At 62.6% G+C, this 15,905-nt stretch carries 12 protein-coding genes; 1 reads left to right on the forward strand and 11 read right to left on the reverse strand.

The features are described from left to right. Positions 1-3: 3 nt before the first annotated feature. The 7 genes from ACQ5BM_RS27575 to ACQ5BM_RS27605 form a co-directional block, all read right to left on the reverse strand. A complete protein-coding gene (locus ACQ5BM_RS27575) occupies positions 4-2,364 on the reverse strand; it encodes a SpoIIE family protein phosphatase (RefSeq protein ID WP_429818183.1) in 2,361 nt (786 codons plus the stop codon). Beyond that, entirely contained in the window at positions 2,361-3,536 is a 1,176-nt protein-coding gene (locus tag ACQ5BM_RS27580; RefSeq protein WP_429818185.1) for a methyltransferase domain-containing protein, read from the reverse strand. Before ACQ5BM_RS27580 ends, ACQ5BM_RS27575 begins: the two co-directional genes overlap by 4 nt. Beyond that, positions 3,533-4,051, reverse strand: a complete 519-nt coding sequence (locus ACQ5BM_RS27585; RefSeq protein ID WP_429818187.1) for a ubiquinone biosynthesis methyltransferase UbiE — start codon at positions 4,049-4,051, stop codon at positions 3,533-3,535. Before ACQ5BM_RS27585 ends, ACQ5BM_RS27580 begins: the two co-directional genes overlap by 4 nt. A 142-nt stretch (positions 4,052-4,193) precedes the next feature. Then, complete coding sequence (locus tag ACQ5BM_RS27590; protein WP_429818189.1) at positions 4,194-5,870, reverse strand: putative bifunctional diguanylate cyclase/phosphodiesterase; 1,677 nt, start codon at positions 5,868-5,870, stop codon at positions 4,194-4,196. Positions 5,871-6,419: 549 nt separating this feature from the next. Next, positions 6,420-8,216 carry an adenine deaminase gene (gene ade, locus ACQ5BM_RS27595; protein WP_429818190.1) on the reverse strand — a complete coding sequence of 599 codons (1,797 nt, stop codon included), beginning with the start codon at positions 8,214-8,216 and terminating at the stop codon, positions 6,420-6,422. 74 nt (positions 8,217-8,290) lie between these two features. Next, on the reverse strand, positions 8,291-9,691 hold the full coding sequence (locus tag ACQ5BM_RS27600; protein WP_429818192.1) for an NCS2 family permease: 1,401 nt from the start codon (positions 9,689-9,691) through the stop codon (positions 8,291-8,293). Between the two features lie 59 nt (positions 9,692-9,750). Further along, a complete protein-coding gene (locus ACQ5BM_RS27605; protein ID WP_429818193.1) occupies positions 9,751-11,544 on the reverse strand; it encodes an adenine deaminase in 1,794 nt (597 codons plus the stop codon). Between the two features lie 111 nt (positions 11,545-11,655). Between ACQ5BM_RS27605 and ACQ5BM_RS27610 the strand changes: the two genes are divergently transcribed. Next, a complete protein-coding gene (locus tag ACQ5BM_RS27610; RefSeq protein ID WP_429818195.1) occupies positions 11,656-12,597 on the forward strand; it encodes a LysR substrate-binding domain-containing protein in 942 nt (313 codons plus the stop codon). A gap of 59 nt (positions 12,598-12,656) precedes the next feature. Here the strand turns inward: ACQ5BM_RS27610 and ACQ5BM_RS27615 are convergent, their stop codons facing one another. The 4 genes from ACQ5BM_RS27615 to ACQ5BM_RS27630 form a co-directional block, all read right to left on the reverse strand. Continuing rightward, on the reverse strand, positions 12,657-13,619 hold the full coding sequence (locus ACQ5BM_RS27615; protein ID WP_429818197.1) for a threonine ammonia-lyase: 963 nt from the start codon (positions 13,617-13,619) through the stop codon (positions 12,657-12,659). Continuing rightward, positions 13,616-14,593 carry an ornithine cyclodeaminase family protein gene (locus tag ACQ5BM_RS27620; RefSeq protein ID WP_429818199.1) on the reverse strand — a complete coding sequence of 326 codons (978 nt, stop codon included), beginning with the start codon at positions 14,591-14,593 and terminating at the stop codon, positions 13,616-13,618. The genes ACQ5BM_RS27615 and ACQ5BM_RS27620 overlap by 4 nt, the downstream gene beginning before the upstream one ends. Beyond that, the gene (locus ACQ5BM_RS27625; RefSeq protein ID WP_429818201.1) at positions 14,590-15,198 is read right to left on the reverse strand and encodes a helix-turn-helix transcriptional regulator; all 609 of its coding nucleotides are present in this window, start codon (positions 15,196-15,198) and stop codon (positions 14,590-14,592) included. The genes ACQ5BM_RS27620 and ACQ5BM_RS27625 overlap by 4 nt, the downstream gene beginning before the upstream one ends. Before the next feature lie 194 nt (positions 15,199-15,392). Next, positions 15,393-15,905 (reverse strand): DoxX family protein, encoded by a 513-nt coding sequence (locus ACQ5BM_RS27630; RefSeq protein ID WP_429818356.1) that lies wholly within the window; start codon positions 15,903-15,905, stop codon positions 15,393-15,395.

The raw sequence follows: 15,905 nt of genomic DNA on the forward strand, positions 1-15,905 counted from the left end.
TGATCACCTGTGTCTCATGACGACGACCGTGATGTCGTCATATATCTTCTGCTTGCCGATATGGGCCATCAGGTCCTCGATGATACCCGATTTGACCTCTTCGGCGCTCTGCCCGTAAAATCTGCCTGCACTCGCGCACAGCCGCTCGATGCCGAACATTTCGCCCTTGGCGTTCACCGCCTCGGTCACCCCATCCGTGTGCAACACGATCATGTCGCCGTGCCCGAAGGAAATCTCGCGAGTGGCGAGGAAGGGCGAGATGTCGGATTCGAGGCCGATGGGCAGGCCGAGGTCGAGCGTGTCGATCCGCTCGACTTCGGCTCCCTTGCGCACCACGATCAGTTCCTCGTGCTGCCCCGACAGCGTCAGATGGGTTCCGTCATAATCAAGGAAAGCCAGCGAAAGATGCTTGTCGGTATTGGTCCGCACGATGTTCTTGTAGATCGCGCGGTTGAGGCGATTGAGGAACTGTCGGGGATCCATGTCGCCGGCCTCCTGCAAGGCGCGCGCCACCGATTGCACCATCAGCATCAGCACGCCGCTTTCGAGGCCGTGGCCGGTTACGTCGCCGATACCGATCTTCAGCCGCCCGCCGTCGCGTAGCACGTCATAGTAGTCGCCGCCCACCTCGTCGGCAGGCCGCATATAGGCTGCGATCTCGAGATTGGAAATTTCAGCGAGTTCGCCGGCCTTCGGCAGCACCATCATCTGGATCTGCCGGGCGACCGCGAGTTCGGCGCCGAGGCGCAGGTTCTCGCTGCGCAATTGCGTATTCAGCGTCGAAATCTGATGGTTGGCCTCTTCGAGCTGCTTGGTGCGCTCGGTCACCAGGTTTTCGAGGTTCTCCGTGTGGTAGCTGATTTCCTCTGCCATGCGGTTGAAGGCGATACCGGCTTCGCCGACCTCGTCGCGCGTGGAAATGGGAACCCGGACCGAATAGTCCTTGGCCTCGATCCTCGTGGCCGCGCCGGCAAGCGCGCTGATGCCGCGGGTAACGCGCTTGGAGATGCCGAACACCGCGGTGGTGACGAACAGCAGCGAGGCGAGCAAGGCGAGGATCTGATAGATCAGGATCCGGTTTGTCGCCTCGGAGATCCCGGCCTGCGCCGCAAACAACGAGGCGTAGATCTCGCGCTCGGGCACGACGATGCCGAGCGACATGGTCTCGCGGCGAACGGGGCCGGATACCCAGAAATTCGCCGGCTCGAGCTGCTTCAAGAGGATGAGATAGGGCACCTTCTCGCCGGCCTCGTCGAGCAGCACGCGCTGTATCGCGCCGTCGGCGCTGAGCGGCAGTTGCGCAATCGCCGGCTGCACACTCTGGTGCAGCGAACGATTAAGGCCCGTGACACCCTGGCTGCCGGTCTCGCTCGACCGTTGCAGGCCGATGATCTTTTCTCCTACACCGTTGATGGCAAGCACGTTGCCGTCGGACATGGCGAGGAAACCGAACCCGCTATCACCGACTTTGACACTTTCGACAACCTCGGCCAGCTGGTCGAGCGTGATATCGGTTCCGGCTGCTCCGGCGACACCCTTGCGGTCGCGCGTCCAGAGCGGCTGGAAGAAACTGACGATCAGTTTCCCCGAGGCGGCATCCGTATAGGGTGCCGTTTGCGTGGTATCTACTGCAACGGGCCTGAGGCCTGGATCCTTCGCCCACTCCTCCCAGGACTCGTAGAGGCCGGGGAAGAAGAAGTTCCAGAAGTTGGCCTCGTTGTGACCGGGGTAGAGACGGTCGAACGTCTGCGCCTGATCGGCATAGGGCGCCATCCGCAAGATCGGCCGTTCCTTTGGTCCGACGTAGTACATCTGCAGTTTGGATCGGCCGTGCGCAAGCAGGGCGGGAGCAACCAGGTCGAGAACGGCGCTGTTCTCGATATCGGTCTGCACCTCGGGTAGCGGCCGGTGGTCGGGGCCAAGGAGATAGCTCCAAACGCTGACGCTCGAGAGCGGACCCGGAAGGTTCTGCGCCCACCCACCTTTGGTGTCGTAAGCCACTGTAACGGATTCCGGTGCGTTCCGCGCCAATGCCTCTCCGACATCGGACCTGCGCACGGGGCGGTCGATCTGCGCCTGGAGCACGCCCGCGAGCGTGGCGACGTCGGCGTGAACCTGGCCGAGCAGAAGATCGACCCGCGCGGCCGTCGATTCCGCGTAGGTGAGCATGTAATCCTGGTTGGCCTTTTCCAGGCCTTGCCCGACTTCGGCCGCGGCATCCCGCGAAAGCCTCTGAACGTTCCAAAGAGCCAGGCCGCCTGTCACCAGAAGGTCGAAGAGCACGGCGCTGCCGACGACGAGCACGAACTTGGCACGAAAGGATCTCAAACCGAACCGGGGGCGTTGGACATCGCTTTCGGTCATAGTGGTTTGCGTCCGGATGCTGCCCAGATCGGCCAGCCTGCATAGCCCTTCGGATGCAGTGCCGCGAAAATGTGATCGCGGAAGCCCTGGCGAAAACGGTCGATGAATTCGGGTGTTTCGCCGTGTTTCGTCGCCATCGCCGCAAACATCTTCTCCCAGCCGGCGATGATGTCGGCGAAATCCTGCGGGTCGCCGTCGAGATTGGTGACCATGAACGATTCGACGAGGATGTCGTCGAAGCCCGCGTCGGCGAGATAGCGCCGGCTCTTCGGCCCGAGCTCCACATCCATCTCGAAATGGCTCAAAAGCCTCGCGAGCTCATTGTAGGTCCATTGGATGCTTTGCGCCCGTGGCTCGCCGAGGCAATGCGAATTCTTCTCGTTGGTGATGTAGACGCGGCCGCCCGGCTTCACGATCCGATAGAGCTCCTTGAGAAGCAGCTCGGGCTGATTGAAGATCTGCAGCGAGTGCCGGCAGGTCACGAAGTCGAACTGGTTGTCCTCGAGCAGCATCTCCGAAGCGTCGCCGAAGGTGTATTCGATGCCGGTGACGCCGAAATCGGCGGCCACGTTGCGCGCATAGGCAAGGCTCGCACGCGAATGATCGAGGGCCACGATCCGGGCCGGCTGAAACTCCTTCTGTGCGAGTACGGCGAAATCGCCGATACCGCAGCAGATGTCGGCCATGGCGATGCCGGGCCGCATGCCGTGGCGCGGCAGGATAGTGCGCTCGTGGCGCCAGGTCATTTTCGTCTGCGCGCGGAGGATGGGAATAAAGCTCGTATCTTCGACGAAGCTCTGGCCGGGGTAGAACATCGAATCGTAGACCTCGACGGAGATCTGCGGCTCGATCGTACTCAGATGTGCGAACATCCTGGTCGTCCAGCCGACGACGCTCGAGGTGATGATGATCAGACGCAGGTCCGACCGCTCGCGGCAGGCATCGAGCGCGACCCGGATGAAGGCCTGGAAGGCCGTGTTGTTCATCTGGATGAGGCGCTTCACGTCGATATAGAGAACGCCGCGCACCGCATCGATCGCTTCCCGCAGCGCATGAATGCTCTCGGCGATCTCATCGATCGATCGCGGCCGAATCGTCCCGGCGAGCGAGAAGATCTGGCTGTTCGGATCGAAGGCGACCTTGAAGCGCTGAGTGAGGCCCGCGGTGATCAACTCACCATTCCTTCAAGAGGCAGGTCGACGATCAAGGTGATGGCCGGGGCAGCACTTTCGTCAAGCCGGAGGTGAGCGTCATAGTTGACGGCGAGATCCAGAAGCACCGATTCCCGGCTAGGAGCGAGATCGTTGGAAATGGCGTCGAGATAGCGGGCCTGGGCATCGCCCTCACGGGTTTTGGATACGGCCTCGCGGTAGAAACGCGCCTGACCCGGCGGGCATGGGAAGCTCAGTTGAACCCGCTCCGTGTCGCCCTGGCGGTAGATCGACAGGCCGATCTTTCCGTCCGTGGTGCCGCCGCGAAACGAGACCTCCAGAAGCTCGTTCAGAGCGGAAGAGAAGAAGTTCGAATGCCGCACGGGATCGGTTCTGTTGTGGCTGATCATGCGGGCGAGGTAGCTGGAAACATGGTCGCAGTGCTGCCAATCCGAGAGGAATATCTCCATCTCCATGTCGAACTGAAGCAAGGGCTCGAAAGCCGTCTCCGTGGTCTTATTGACACTTGCACCCATGCAGCAATGTCCTCCCCACCCGAAACTCTCACGGCCATAAGGCACTTTCCATAATGATTTGTAACCACGCAACCCCCGGATTTTGCACGTAAACAACCCAGGCTATGCGCCGCGCTTCTCGTCGCGCAACGCATGGATGCGACTAGAGCGTGGCCATCGCCGACGAGCGGCGAAGGTAGGCGCCGATCGCGTCTGCCGGCATGGGCATGCCCAGGAAATAGCCCTGCAGCCGGTCGCATCCCTCTTTTCGCAACCAGACCGCCTGACCGACCGTTTCCACGCCTTCGGCGGTCACCCGCATGCCGAGGCCGTGCGCAAGCCCGATGATCGATCGAACGATCGTCTGGCTTTTCTCGTCGCTCTCGAGGTCCTTGATGAAGTAGCGGTCGATCTTGATCGTATCGAAGGGGAAGTTCTTGAGGTAGCTGAGCGACGAGTAGAAGGTGCCGAAATCGTCGAGCGAAATCTGGATGCCCAGCACGTTCAGGGTATTCAACGTGTCCAGATTGTTGGTCGTGCGCTCGAGCAGGACCGTTTCCGTGACCTCCAACTCGAGCCGGTCAGCCCTGAGGCCGGCCATGTCGAGCGCCTGGGCGATCCGGTCGGTCAGGCCCTCTCGCAGGAATTCAGCCGGGGAGAGGTTGACGGCGACGGTGAAGTGCGACGGCCAGGTGGCTGCCTGCCGGCAGGCCTCCTCCAGCACCCATTGACCAATCTCGTTCATCAGCCCGTCGGCTTCCGCCATCGGTATGAAGACGTTGGGGGGAATGACGCCCACCAGCGGATGGTGCCAGCGCACCAGGGCTTCAAAGCCGACGATCGAAAACGGTGGTTCGACGAGCGGTTGATACTCGATGGAAAACTGATTGTCCTGCAGCGCCGTGCGCAGGCTTCGGCGTAGCATCTCTCGCTGTTCCAGCACGATCAGCATCGAGCGGCTGAAGGTCTTGGCCCGGCCCCTGCCGTCCTTCTTCGCCGCGTAGAGCGCGATGTCCGCCGCCTTCATCAATTGCTCGATCTCATTGCCATCGTTCGGTGCGATGGCGATGCCGATGCTGGCGCCGACGAAGACTGTGATGCCGTCGATCGTAAACGGCTCATTAAACGCCTGGATCAAGGCTTCGGCGAGATATTCGGCGTCGGTCGGCTGGTCGCTGTGGCGCTGGATGACGGCAAACTCGTCGCCGGCCAGACGGTAGGCAACCTCGCCATCGCGAAGCGCACCGCGAATCCGCTCCGCCGCCATTTTGAGCACGGCGTCGCCGGCGCCGTGGCCGAGCGTATCGTTGACGGGCTTGAAGTCGTCGAGGTCGATTTGCATCAGCGCCAGCTTTTCGCCCGGCGTCGGCAGGATGCTTTGCAGATCGTCGCTGAATTGCCGGCGATTGGGCAGGCCCGTCAGCACGTCGTGCGTCGCCTGATGCAACAGCAGCGCCCGTTCGCTTTCGCCTTGGCTGCCGACCTCTCGGCGCGTCGCACGGCCGCTCGTTTCGAGCACGCCGATGCCGCGCACGGCGCGGAAGACCAGAAGCGTGCGCCGTGACTTGGTAGTGGCGTCGATGACTTCGACGCTTCTGGGCACGCCGTTTGCGATCACCGACTCGACCGTCGCCTTCGAGGCGGGCGCAAGCAGCGCCGGATAGAGGTGCCACAGGGTCGCATCGACCAGCGCACCGACTTCGTAGGTCTCTTGGAGCGCTGGCGAAGCGCTCGTCAGATGGAAAGCCTCGTCATAGAACGAAAGGATTTCATCGGCGTTGGCCGCTACGGGATCTTGCACTGAAGCTGAAGCAGACAAGGTTGCATCAGTGTCCGGCATACTTGCCTTTCCCTTTCTGTTCCGAACTCGTCCGGGGATAGCAAGCGGTCGCGCCTCCCGCGGACACCGCCACGCACGGCACGCGGCGTGGGTCGTCCTTCTCCAAAGCTATCGCGCGACGTATCCGGGTCAATGCCCTTGCCGCACGCTGAATCTTGCCTGTGGAAACCTCGCTTCGGAACATGGCGGGCCTGGCGCGGCACCATCGCCCTGCCCGGTTGTATATAAGCCCCTTCTTTTATCATTTACCATCATTGCATGCAATTTGGTGCCACTTCGAGAGAGCGCCGAAGGCTGGTTCATGCAGCAATCCCATTGCAGGACAGCCGTGTGAACCGAGCTTTGCGGCGCAAGGGCTTCCTGCCTGGGATCGACGAACCGCTGATTTTGACGGGCAAGCGGATGGAAGGGTCTCCTGCAGACACGGGTTAACCATAAACGAAGAAACTGGTGGATTGGATAACTGTTCGCCGCCCGCGACGGGATCGAAAGCACAGTTTGGCGGCCAAAGGTCGGCTGCCGGTATCGGCGGCCGATTCCAAAGAGGGATCAACGCGTGCTCAAGATCACGTCGGTCTTCTGGAAGGTCCTGACGTCGATCAGGCCCATGTCGGATATCCTGAGTTCCGGAATGACGACCAGCGCCAGCAGCGAGTGCTGCATGTAGGCGTTGTTCAAGCGGCAGCCGCAGGCGCGCATCGCCTCGACGATGGCGGCCGCCTTCTCGGCGACGATCTCTGCCCGCTGATCGGACATCAGGCCCGCGACAGGCAGCTCGACGAGCGCCAGCTCGCGGCCTTCCTTGATCACGACGATGCCGCCGCCGACCTCGTGCAGCCGGTTGGCCGCCTTGGCCATATCCGACTTGTTCGTACCGACGACGATCATGTGATGGCTGTCATGGGCGACCGTGCTGGCGATCGCGCAGTCGCTGTCATAGCCGAAGCCGGAAACGAAGGCGTTGACGACGTCGCCGGTGCCGCGGTGGCGTTCAACCAGCGCGATCTGGCAAATGTCGTTGACGCGGTCCATCTGCACCAGGCCGTTATCGATCGCGACCTCGGCCTCGAGCGCACGCGTCGGCGCCTGGTTTTCGACGACGCCGATGACCTGAACGCGGGCGCGTGATGCGCGTGCGTTGGACGCAATATCAAAATCCGCGGCGGCGAGCATCCGGCCGAGGTGGACGGTGTTGCGCGCACTTTCCGGATAGACGTAAGCCGGAATATCGCGCACGAGCGTGCCGCTTTCGGCCATGAGTTCGCCGCGGGCAAACACCATCTCGATCGGTAGCGCCGCGAGATCCGAGGTGACGATCAGGTCGGCTCGCCGGCCCGGCGCAATCGATCCGAGCTCGCGCTCCAGGCCAAAATGCTGGGCGGTGTTGAGCGTCGCCATCTGGATGGCGGTCACCGGCTTCAGCCCTTGAGCGATCGCGTGGCGCACGACCCGGTTCATGTGTCCGTCATGGACGAGCGTGCCGGAATGGCTGTCGTCGGTGCACAGCAGGAAATTGCGCGGATCGAGACCGGATTCGGTAACGGCCTTGATCTGGGCCGCAACGTCATACCAGGCCGAACCCAGCCGCAGCATGGCGCGCATGCCCTGGCGAACGCGGGCGATGGCGTCCTCCACGGTCGTGCCTTCGTGGTCGTCGGCCGGTCCGCCGGCGGCATAGGCATGGAACTCGCGGCCGAGATGCGGCGAGGCATAATGCCCGCCGACGGTGAGGCGTGCATCCTGGGTGGCGGCGATCTCGGCCATCATCTTCGGATCGTTACCGGCAACGCCCGGGAAATTCATCATTTCGCCAAGCCCGATGATGTTCGGCCAGGCGAGTGCCTCGGCGACATCCTGGGCGGAAAGCTCGGCGCCGGCGGTCTCCAGCCCCGGCGCGCTCGGCACGCAGCTCGGCATCTGGACAAGCACGTTGATCGGCAGGCTCTGGGCTTCGTCGTTCATCAACCGGACGCCGTCGAGCCCGAGCACGTTGGCGATCTCGTGCGGATCGATGAACATGGTGGTCGTGCCGTGCGGGATGACCGCACGGGCAAATTCGGTGACGGTGACGAGGCCGCTTTCGACATGCATGTGGGCGTCGCAAAGGCCAGGCACGAGGTAGCGGCCGGCGGCGTCGACGACCTTGGTTTCAGCGCCGATCGTGTGGCCGGCGTCCGGGCCGACATAGGCAAAGCGGCCGGCTTTGACGGCGATATCGGTGCCGGGAATGATCTCGCCGGAATAGACGTTGACCCACTTGCCGTTGCGGATCACGAGATCGGCCGGCATGCGGCCCATGGCGACGTCGACCAGTTCGGGTGCGGTCTTCGACCAGGATTGAAGCATGAGAGTTTCCTTCGAATGGGCGATGTCGGCGCCCTTCCATCGGGAAGGAGGGCGCCGAAGGATTTGCTGGCGGTCTACTGGGTCTGGGCGACGAGCGCTGCGGCAAGCAGGGCGACGAACCACATCACCGGTTTTACATCGCCGGCCCGGCCGCAGACCAGCTTGATCAGCACATAGGCGATGATCGCAAGCGACAGGCCAAGCGTGATCGAAAAGGTGAGCGGGATCAATACGATCGCAAGGAAGGCGGGGATCGCTTCATCGAGCGCGCTCCAGCGGATGTTGCTGATCGGTTCGGACATGAAGAGGCCGGTGAGGATCAGCACCGGCGCGGTCGCGACCGCCGGCACCAGCGACAGCAGCGGCGACAGGAACAGGAAGGGCAGGAAGAGAAGACCCGCGATCAGTGCGACGAGGCCGGTTCGTCCCCCTTGCGCAATACCCGCACCGGATTCGAGATAGACTGTCGCCGGGCTCGTTCCGAGCGGTGCGGAGATCAGCGCCGCGATCGCATCGACATGCATGGATTCGCGGATGTTGCGCGGCATGCCGGTCTCATCCTTGAGGTCGGCGGCTTCCGCAAGTCCGAGGAAGGTTGAAAGCGCCTCGATGAAGTTGGTGAACAGAAAGACGAAAATGAAGGGCAGGTAGACCAGGTTCAAGGCGCCCAAGAGATCGATCTGGCCGACGAAGCTGAAATCCGGCGCGGCCGAGAAACCGCTCCAGTTGACCAGCGTATGGACATCAGGGGTCTCGGGCCAAAACGCGCTGCCGTCGCCCCACCAGCGGCCAATCGGGATCGAGAGGATCGTCGTGAGGATCATGCCGGCCATCATGGCGCCGGGAACACGCCGCACCACCAGAGCAACCGTCAGCACGAAGCCGACGATGAAGGTCAGCGTCACTGGGTTGAACTGCGTGAGACCAACGATCGTATCGGGATTGGCGACGATGAACTTGGCGTTTTCCAGGCCGATGAGGGCGATGAAGAGGCCAATGCCGCAGGCGATGCCATAGCGCAGATCAACGGGGATCGCCTCGATGATCGTCTGGCGAAGGTTGAAGAACGCCATGATGGTGAAGAGCACGCCGGCCCAGAAGACGCAGCCAAGTGCGATTTCGAGCGGAACCTTGGCGCCGACGACCATGGTGTAGGCAAAGAGCGCATTGATGCCCATGCCGGGCGCCACCAGAATGGGGCTACGGGCATAGAGCCCCATGGCACAGCTGCCGATGAAGCTGACAAGCACCGTCGCCGTCACGCCGGCCGAAAACGGAATGCCCGCATGCGCCAAGATCGAGGGATTGACGACGATGACGTAGGAGGCGGCGAGGAAGGTGGTGAGTCCTGCGAGGATTTCGGTACGCACGGTCGAGCCGAGCCGCGAAATCTGGAAGTAGCGGTCGAGAAGAGCGCCGAGCCAGGATGTCTCCGGGCTTGGTGCCGCCTCCACGGTCTTGTTCTGATAGTTCATCTTGTTCCCCTTTTTTTTAACGACGAAGGGGCCGGCATGGCCGGCCCCCCTCCTAGGCATCATTCCGCGGCGACGGCGCGCTCATCCCCGCTTGCAAACGGCGAGATGACCTTGAGCCCGACGCAGTCGACGACACCGAGATCGGTGATCGCATATTCCGGGATCGCCGTGATCTGCAGCACGAACATGTACATGAAGGGCCAGGGCAACGGGCAGCCGAGTGCGCGGGCCGCATCGTCGAGCTGATCTTCCAGCGCCGCCATTTCGGCCGGCTCGATGTCGGAGACGATGCCGCCGATCGGCAGGTGCAGGAAGGCTTCGACCTTGCCGTTCTTGACCACGACCTGGCCGCCATTGTTGGCGATCAGGTGGTTGATGGCGATGCGCATGTCCTCGAGATCGGCGCCGATGCAGATGATGTTGTTGTCGTCGGGCGCGGTGGAACTGGCGATCGCGCTTTCCTTGAGGCCGAAGCCGGAGGCAAAGGCGACCGGCCGGTTCCGGGTCTTGCCGTAGCGCTCGACGACGGTGACGTATTGCACGTCCCTCATGGGATCTGCGAGCACCTGGCCGTTCTTGACTGCAAGTGTCACGTCGCGGCGGGTGCGCACGAAGATCTTTTCCGGTGTGACGGCGATCGCCATGGCGTCTGCCGTGTCTCCGCCGCCGTCATAGGCGACCTTGAGGTCGCCGGGCTGGAGCGGCGCGACCTTCACCGAATTGAGAAGTGCTGCGCTGCGTTCAGGCGGCGTCAACTCGATCGCCATCTTGCCGTTGCGTGCGACCACCTCACCCTTGGCGACGACCGTTTCGATGTTGAAGTTTCGAAGGTCGTTGACGAGCAGGATATCGGCGGCGCGGCCGGGCGAGATCGAGCCGACCTTGTCGTCGATCCGGAGCGCATCGGCGCCGTTGATCGTCGCCATCTGGATCGCCGCCATTGGCGAGATGCCCATGGCGATCGCCATGCGCACCATGTTGTCGAGATGGCCGCGCTTCAGGATGTCGCTCGCCACCACGTCGTCAGTGCAGAAGCTGATGCGGCGGAGCGCCTTGGCGCCCATCTCGGTGACGATCCGCAGGTTGTCGGAGAGGAAGTGCGAGATCGAGGATTCGCGCACCACGACATGCATGCCAGCGCGCAGCTTTTCGAGCATCTCCTCCGGCGAGTAGCTCTCGTGATCGGCACGCACGCCGGACTGCTGGTAGCCGTTAAGCCGCGCGCCGCGCGTCATCGGGCAGCAGCCGAGCACCGGCAGACGGCTCTTCTCGGCAAGTTCGAGCGCCGCGAGCACGTCGGCGTCTTCCTCCTGGATGAATTCGCGCACGGTTTCCCAGATGCCGACGCATTCCGGCCAGTGGTGCGTCGCCTGGTGGTCGGCGGGGCTGAAATAGTGGCCGACGGTCGAGCGCGGCATGGTGTAGGGCGTCTTGCAGGGCGCACCCCAGAAGACTTTCAGCGGCGTCTGCTTTGCCTCGTCGAGGAACTCGCGCGCCGCAGCCGGCCCGCCGACGACGATGATCTGGTCGAGACCGGTGACGATCGAGGTCGTGCCGAGCGGAACGACGGCCTTGGCGAAGCTCGTCAGCGACATCTTCGAGCACTCGACATGCAGATGCCCGTCGATCATGCCAGGCGTCAGATACTTGCCCGTTGCATCGACGATCTTGGTTTCGGGACCGATATAGTCGGAGACATCGCCAACGGCGATGATGCGCTCACCATAGATGGCAACATCGGCCTGATAGATCTCTTCCGAGACGACATTGACCAGGCGACCGCCCCGGATCGCCAGGGTCGCCTTGCCGCCGGTGCCCGATGCGGCGCGAATGAATTCTCTGATATCGCTCACTGGAACCTCTTCTCCCTTAGCTCCAGTGAATATTCCCAATTCCACGCTGTTTGCACAATGGGCCGAAACAGGCTATTTTCTGAACATATCATCCAAGATTTTGGACGAAATATGGATCTCTCCCTCATCGACTGCTTTGTAAAGGTCGCCGATTCCCGTTCGATTTCAGCGGCTTCGCGTCGCTATCGGTTGCCGAAGTCGACGCTCAGTCACAAGATCCGGCAATTGGAGGACGAGTTCGGCATCGAGCTGTTCGTTCGTGAAGGGCATCAGTTGCACGTGACCGATGCGGGGGCGGAGTTCCTGCGCTACGCGCGGCTCATCCAGTCGAACTGTGACGATGCGGCAACCGCCATGGCGGAGATGCGCCAGGAAGTGGCGGGCACGCTGCGCGTAGGCTCGACCGGCGAATTCGGCACCACGATCACGTCGGAACTGCTCTACGCCTTTCGCCAGCAATATCCGCAGGTCAATCTCGATGTCGTCTTTCTCTCCTCGCGCCAGCCGTTTTCCGATGTCACCGAGCAGGCGCTCGACGGTATCTTCCATTGGGGCGAGCCTTCTGATGTCGACTATATCAGCCGCAGGCTCTCCGTCTCGTCCTACGGCCTCTTCGCCAGCCCGCAATACATCGCGCGCCACGGCCAGCCGAAAGATCCGGATGAGCTTGCCGGCCATCGCGGCCTCGTCTTCCGCCAGCCGACGCGGCTACAGTCCTGGTATCTGACGCAACCCGGCGAGGACGAGGTGGACCTGCTGCCGACGGCGACCTGCACCACCAACGATTACTGGACGATCAAGTATTTCGCGGTCGCTGGCGAGGGCATCGCCTATCTGCCTGACTTCTTCGTCGAGACCGAACGGCAGGCCGGACTGCTGGAGCCGGTGCTTCCCGACTGGCGTTCGCCACAGACGGCGATCAACCTCATCTATTCGCGCCGCCGGCACGTATCGAAACGCTTCAAGGCCTTCGTCGACTTCTGCATCGACTTCTATCGCGACCGGGATCGGGTGAAGATCCCGCGCTACTACGTGGAACGGGTCAGTCTTTAGAGCAATCCCAGGAAAAGCGTGAAACGACTTTCTGTCCTGAATTGTCATAGGTTCGTTCCTTAGCCGAGCAGCGACGGCAGCGCGCTGGCGCCGTCGACATTGCCGCCGCAGAGCAGGACGACATTGGTCTGGCCGGCACATTTTTCGGCTACCTGCCGGAATCCGGCAAATGCGAGGGCCGCCGCACCTTCCACCAGCATGTGCTCGCCGAGAAGCAGGTCGCGCATCGCCGCTGCGATTTCCGCTTCCGTGCAGGTCACGACCTCGTCGATCACGGTCATCGAAAGCCCGAGCGTCAGGCTGTCTTCATCGAGACCGCCGGCGACCGCTTCGGCGAGCGTGTCGAGATGATCCGTCTCGACGACGCGGCCGGCTCTCATGGACGCAGCGAGTGCTGCCGAGTTGGCGGCTGAAACGCCGACGACGCGGGTGTGTGGTCTGAAGCTCTTCAGTACCGAGCCTATGCCGCTGATCAGCCCGCCGCCGCCCATGGCGACGAAGACATTGTCGATGCGCTCGGCCTGTTCCAGCAATTCAAGCGCGATCGTCCCCTGTCCGGCAATGATGTCAGGGTCGTTGTAGGGCGAGACGTAAGCGAGCTGTTCCGATGCGGCCAGCCGCTGCGCATGCTGCTCGGCAAGCCCGGTCTCGGCGCCGTGGAGAATGACGTCGACGCCATAGGAACGGATGCGTTCGAGTTTTGCCGACTTGACGATCTCGGGCAGCACGACGGTCAGTTTCTGGCCGATCGCGCTGGCGGCATGGGCAGCACCGATGCCGTGATTGCCGGAGGAGGCAGTGATGACCCGCTGGTCTCTCGGCAGCGAGGTCATCTTGCTGGCAGCGCCGCGGATCTTGAACGAGCCTGTCAGTTGCAGGTTCTCGGCCTTGAAGAGCACCGTCGAGGATGTTTGCCGCCCGGCCGTGCGCGACGGAATGAGTGGTGTCTCATAGATGAAGGGGCGGATGCGCTGGCGTGCCCTGACAGAGCGCGCGGCCGTTTCAAGGACGTCTTTGGTCATGGGGTTGTTCCTTGCGAGCGGCCGAACCGGCCGAGTGCATCAAGCGCGGTGCGGGCGATGGCGATGTCCTGCGTGGCGATCCCCGTCAGGTCGGCGATGGTGATATCCCCGTCCGAGCGCCGACCTTTGACCGTGCCGGAAAGGACAGAGCCAAGGGCAATGTAGCCTTCTTCGCCGATCAGCCCGGCCCGGGCTGCGACGGAGAACTCGCCATGGTCGAGACATTGATCGGCGAGATCGACGACGAGCCGATCCGCATGCGCAACAAGCGCGATATCGAGTTCCTGCTTGCCTGGTGCGTCGGCGCCCAGGGCGGTGATATGCGTGCCCGGTGCGATCCATTGCGATCGGATCAGCGGTTCTTTCGACGGTGTTGTCGTTACGATCGCGTCGGACTGGTGGCACAATGTTTCGAGGTCGGTTGCCGCCGCGATGGAAAGATCAAGGTCTGCCAAGTCGGTGAGCACGGCCTGAGCACGTTCCGGCGACCGCCCCCAGACAGTGAAGTGCAGCGGACGGTCGGAGAGCGTAGCGAGCGCCCGGATTTGAACGCGCGCCTGCGTCCCGGTGCCGACAACGCCGATCCTCCGGGCGTCGCCGCGCCAGAGCGCCATGGTCGCAATCGCGCCACCGATGCCGGTGCGAAGATCGGTCAGCAACCCCTTGTCGTCGAGCACGGCAACCACATCTCCGGTCTCGGTGGAGACCGCAACCATCATGCCGGTGCTCGATGGCAGCCCCTTGGCCGGGTTGTCATAGAAGCCGGCGGCGATCTTCACGACGAAGATCGGATCGCCTTCGATGTAGCCGTATTTGATGTGGCAATCGGCGTTGCGGCCGGAAAGCGGCAGGTAGCCGACCGGCGGCAGGTTGGCGCGTCCGTCGATCGCGGCGATGTAGGCGTCACGGATCGCCGGGGCTGCGAGCGTCAGCAAGGGCAGTTTGGCAAGATTTTCGCGGTCGATGACGATCATTGCGCGCTACCCTTGCTCAGATATTTGTAAACGGTCGCCCGGCCCATGCCGAGGATGCGGGAGATGTAGGAGGCGGCATTCTTGCCGCCGAAGGCGCCATCGGAGGAAAGCGCGATCACCAGCGCCTGCTTGTCGGTTCGGCTCATGGTCGAGATCGTCAGTCCGCGGGTGGTCGTCCATTGCTGGACATATTCGTTGACGCGCTCGTGCCAGTCCTCCTTGAACAGGCTCTCCGGCTTGTCGCGGGCCGGCACGCGGACAAGCGCGTTGAGCGTGCGCAGTGCGGCGTGAAAATCCGAGACGTCGGCGTTGATGCAGAGCACGCCGATTGCTTTGCCCGTCCTGTCGCGCAGCACGGCGCTGATCGCCTTGATCGGGCGGCCGTCCCAGTTGACCTTCTCGTAGGGACCGATGATCCCGTCCGCTTGCTTGAAGCCGATCTCGCTGAGCAGTGAGGGCTCTCCGATTTCCCGCTTCGAGAAATTGCCCGAGATATGGACGACGGTTTCGGTTGCGAGGTCGTGCAGCACGACTTCGGCATAGGGCTGGAACAGCAATGCAATCGCGTCGCAGACCAGGATATGCGGGCGGAGTTCCGGGTTCACGGCCTTCCCTTTCTCGATTGATGGCCGTTAAATCATACGTGGACTAAATTGTCCATAATGGATTTTCCTGTATCTATTCCGGAAAGCGTAACAGCGGCGTGCGAGGGTACGCACGCCGCTGATTGCATCTTATGCCGCTGCCCCGACGCCCGGCGCTGACCCAGGTCCTGACCTCCCAGGCGCCAGGGTTAGTCTCAGGCTTTGCGAGCGCCGCCACGCCACACGCGGAGCATATGGTCGAGCGAAAACTTGCCGGGACCGGAAGCCATGAGGCCAAGCGCCATTGCCGCCCAGGTGATGTGGATCGGCCAGCCATCCGGCACGGTCAGCTCAACGACTGCCGTCATGATCAGGAGACCGAGCGCGGCAAAGCGGGTTGCCAGGCCGAGCACCAGCAGGATGGGCAGCATGATCTCGGCAGAGCCGGCAGCAAACGCCATGGCGGCTGGGGCAGGGTAGGGGTAGGGACCGCCGGGAAGATGCAGCTGGAACTCCGAGCTGAACAGCAGCACGGCGACGTCGTTCAACTGCAGGAAGCCGTCCCACTTGCTCATGCCCGAGCGGAAGAACGGAACTGCGAGACCGAAGCGCAGGACGAGCTGGGCAAGCCAAAGTGGGGCAAGCATGCTCACGGCCCGGTTTGCGCGACGGGCCCAGTGCGACAGGTCCGCGCGGTTGATGCCGTTCGGTGAACTGGATGCGGACAT

The organism is Ensifer sp. B1-9 (genome assembly GCF_050474445.1).
In the GTDB taxonomy this organism is placed as follows: Bacteria; Pseudomonadota; Alphaproteobacteria; order Rhizobiales; family Rhizobiaceae; genus Ensifer.

What these genes read in the sequence shown, in the direction of transcription:
- ACQ5BM_RS27590 (WP_429818189.1), bottom strand. Translation starts at nt 5,870, where the DNA reads ATGCCGGACACTGATGCAACCTTGTCTGCTTCAGCTTCAGTGCAAGAT.
- ACQ5BM_RS27620 (WP_429818199.1), bottom strand. Translation starts at nt 14,593, where the DNA reads ATGATCGTCATCGACCGCGAAAATCTTGCCAAACTGCCCTTGCTGACG.
- ACQ5BM_RS27600 (WP_429818192.1), bottom strand. Translation starts at nt 9,691, where the DNA reads ATGAACTATCAGAACAAGACCGTGGAGGCGGCACCAAGCCCGGAGACA.
- ACQ5BM_RS27610 (WP_429818195.1), top strand. Translation starts at nt 11,656, where the DNA reads ATGGATCTCTCCCTCATCGACTGCTTTGTAAAGGTCGCCGATTCCCGT.
- ade (WP_429818190.1), bottom strand. Translation starts at nt 8,216, where the DNA reads ATGCTTCAATCCTGGTCGAAGACCGCACCCGAACTGGTCGACGTCGCC.
- ACQ5BM_RS27630 (WP_429818356.1), bottom strand. Translation starts at nt 15,905, where the DNA reads ATGTCCGCATCCAGTTCACCGAACGGCATCAACCGCGCGGACCTGTCG.
- ACQ5BM_RS27585 (WP_429818187.1), bottom strand. Translation starts at nt 4,051, where the DNA reads ATGGGTGCAAGTGTCAATAAGACCACGGAGACGGCTTTCGAGCCCTTG.
- ACQ5BM_RS27615 (WP_429818197.1), bottom strand. Translation starts at nt 13,619, where the DNA reads ATGACCAAAGACGTCCTTGAAACGGCCGCGCGCTCTGTCAGGGCACGC.
- ACQ5BM_RS27575 (WP_429818183.1), bottom strand. Translation starts at nt 2,364, where the DNA reads ATGACCGAAAGCGATGTCCAACGCCCCCGGTTCGGTTTGAGATCCTTT.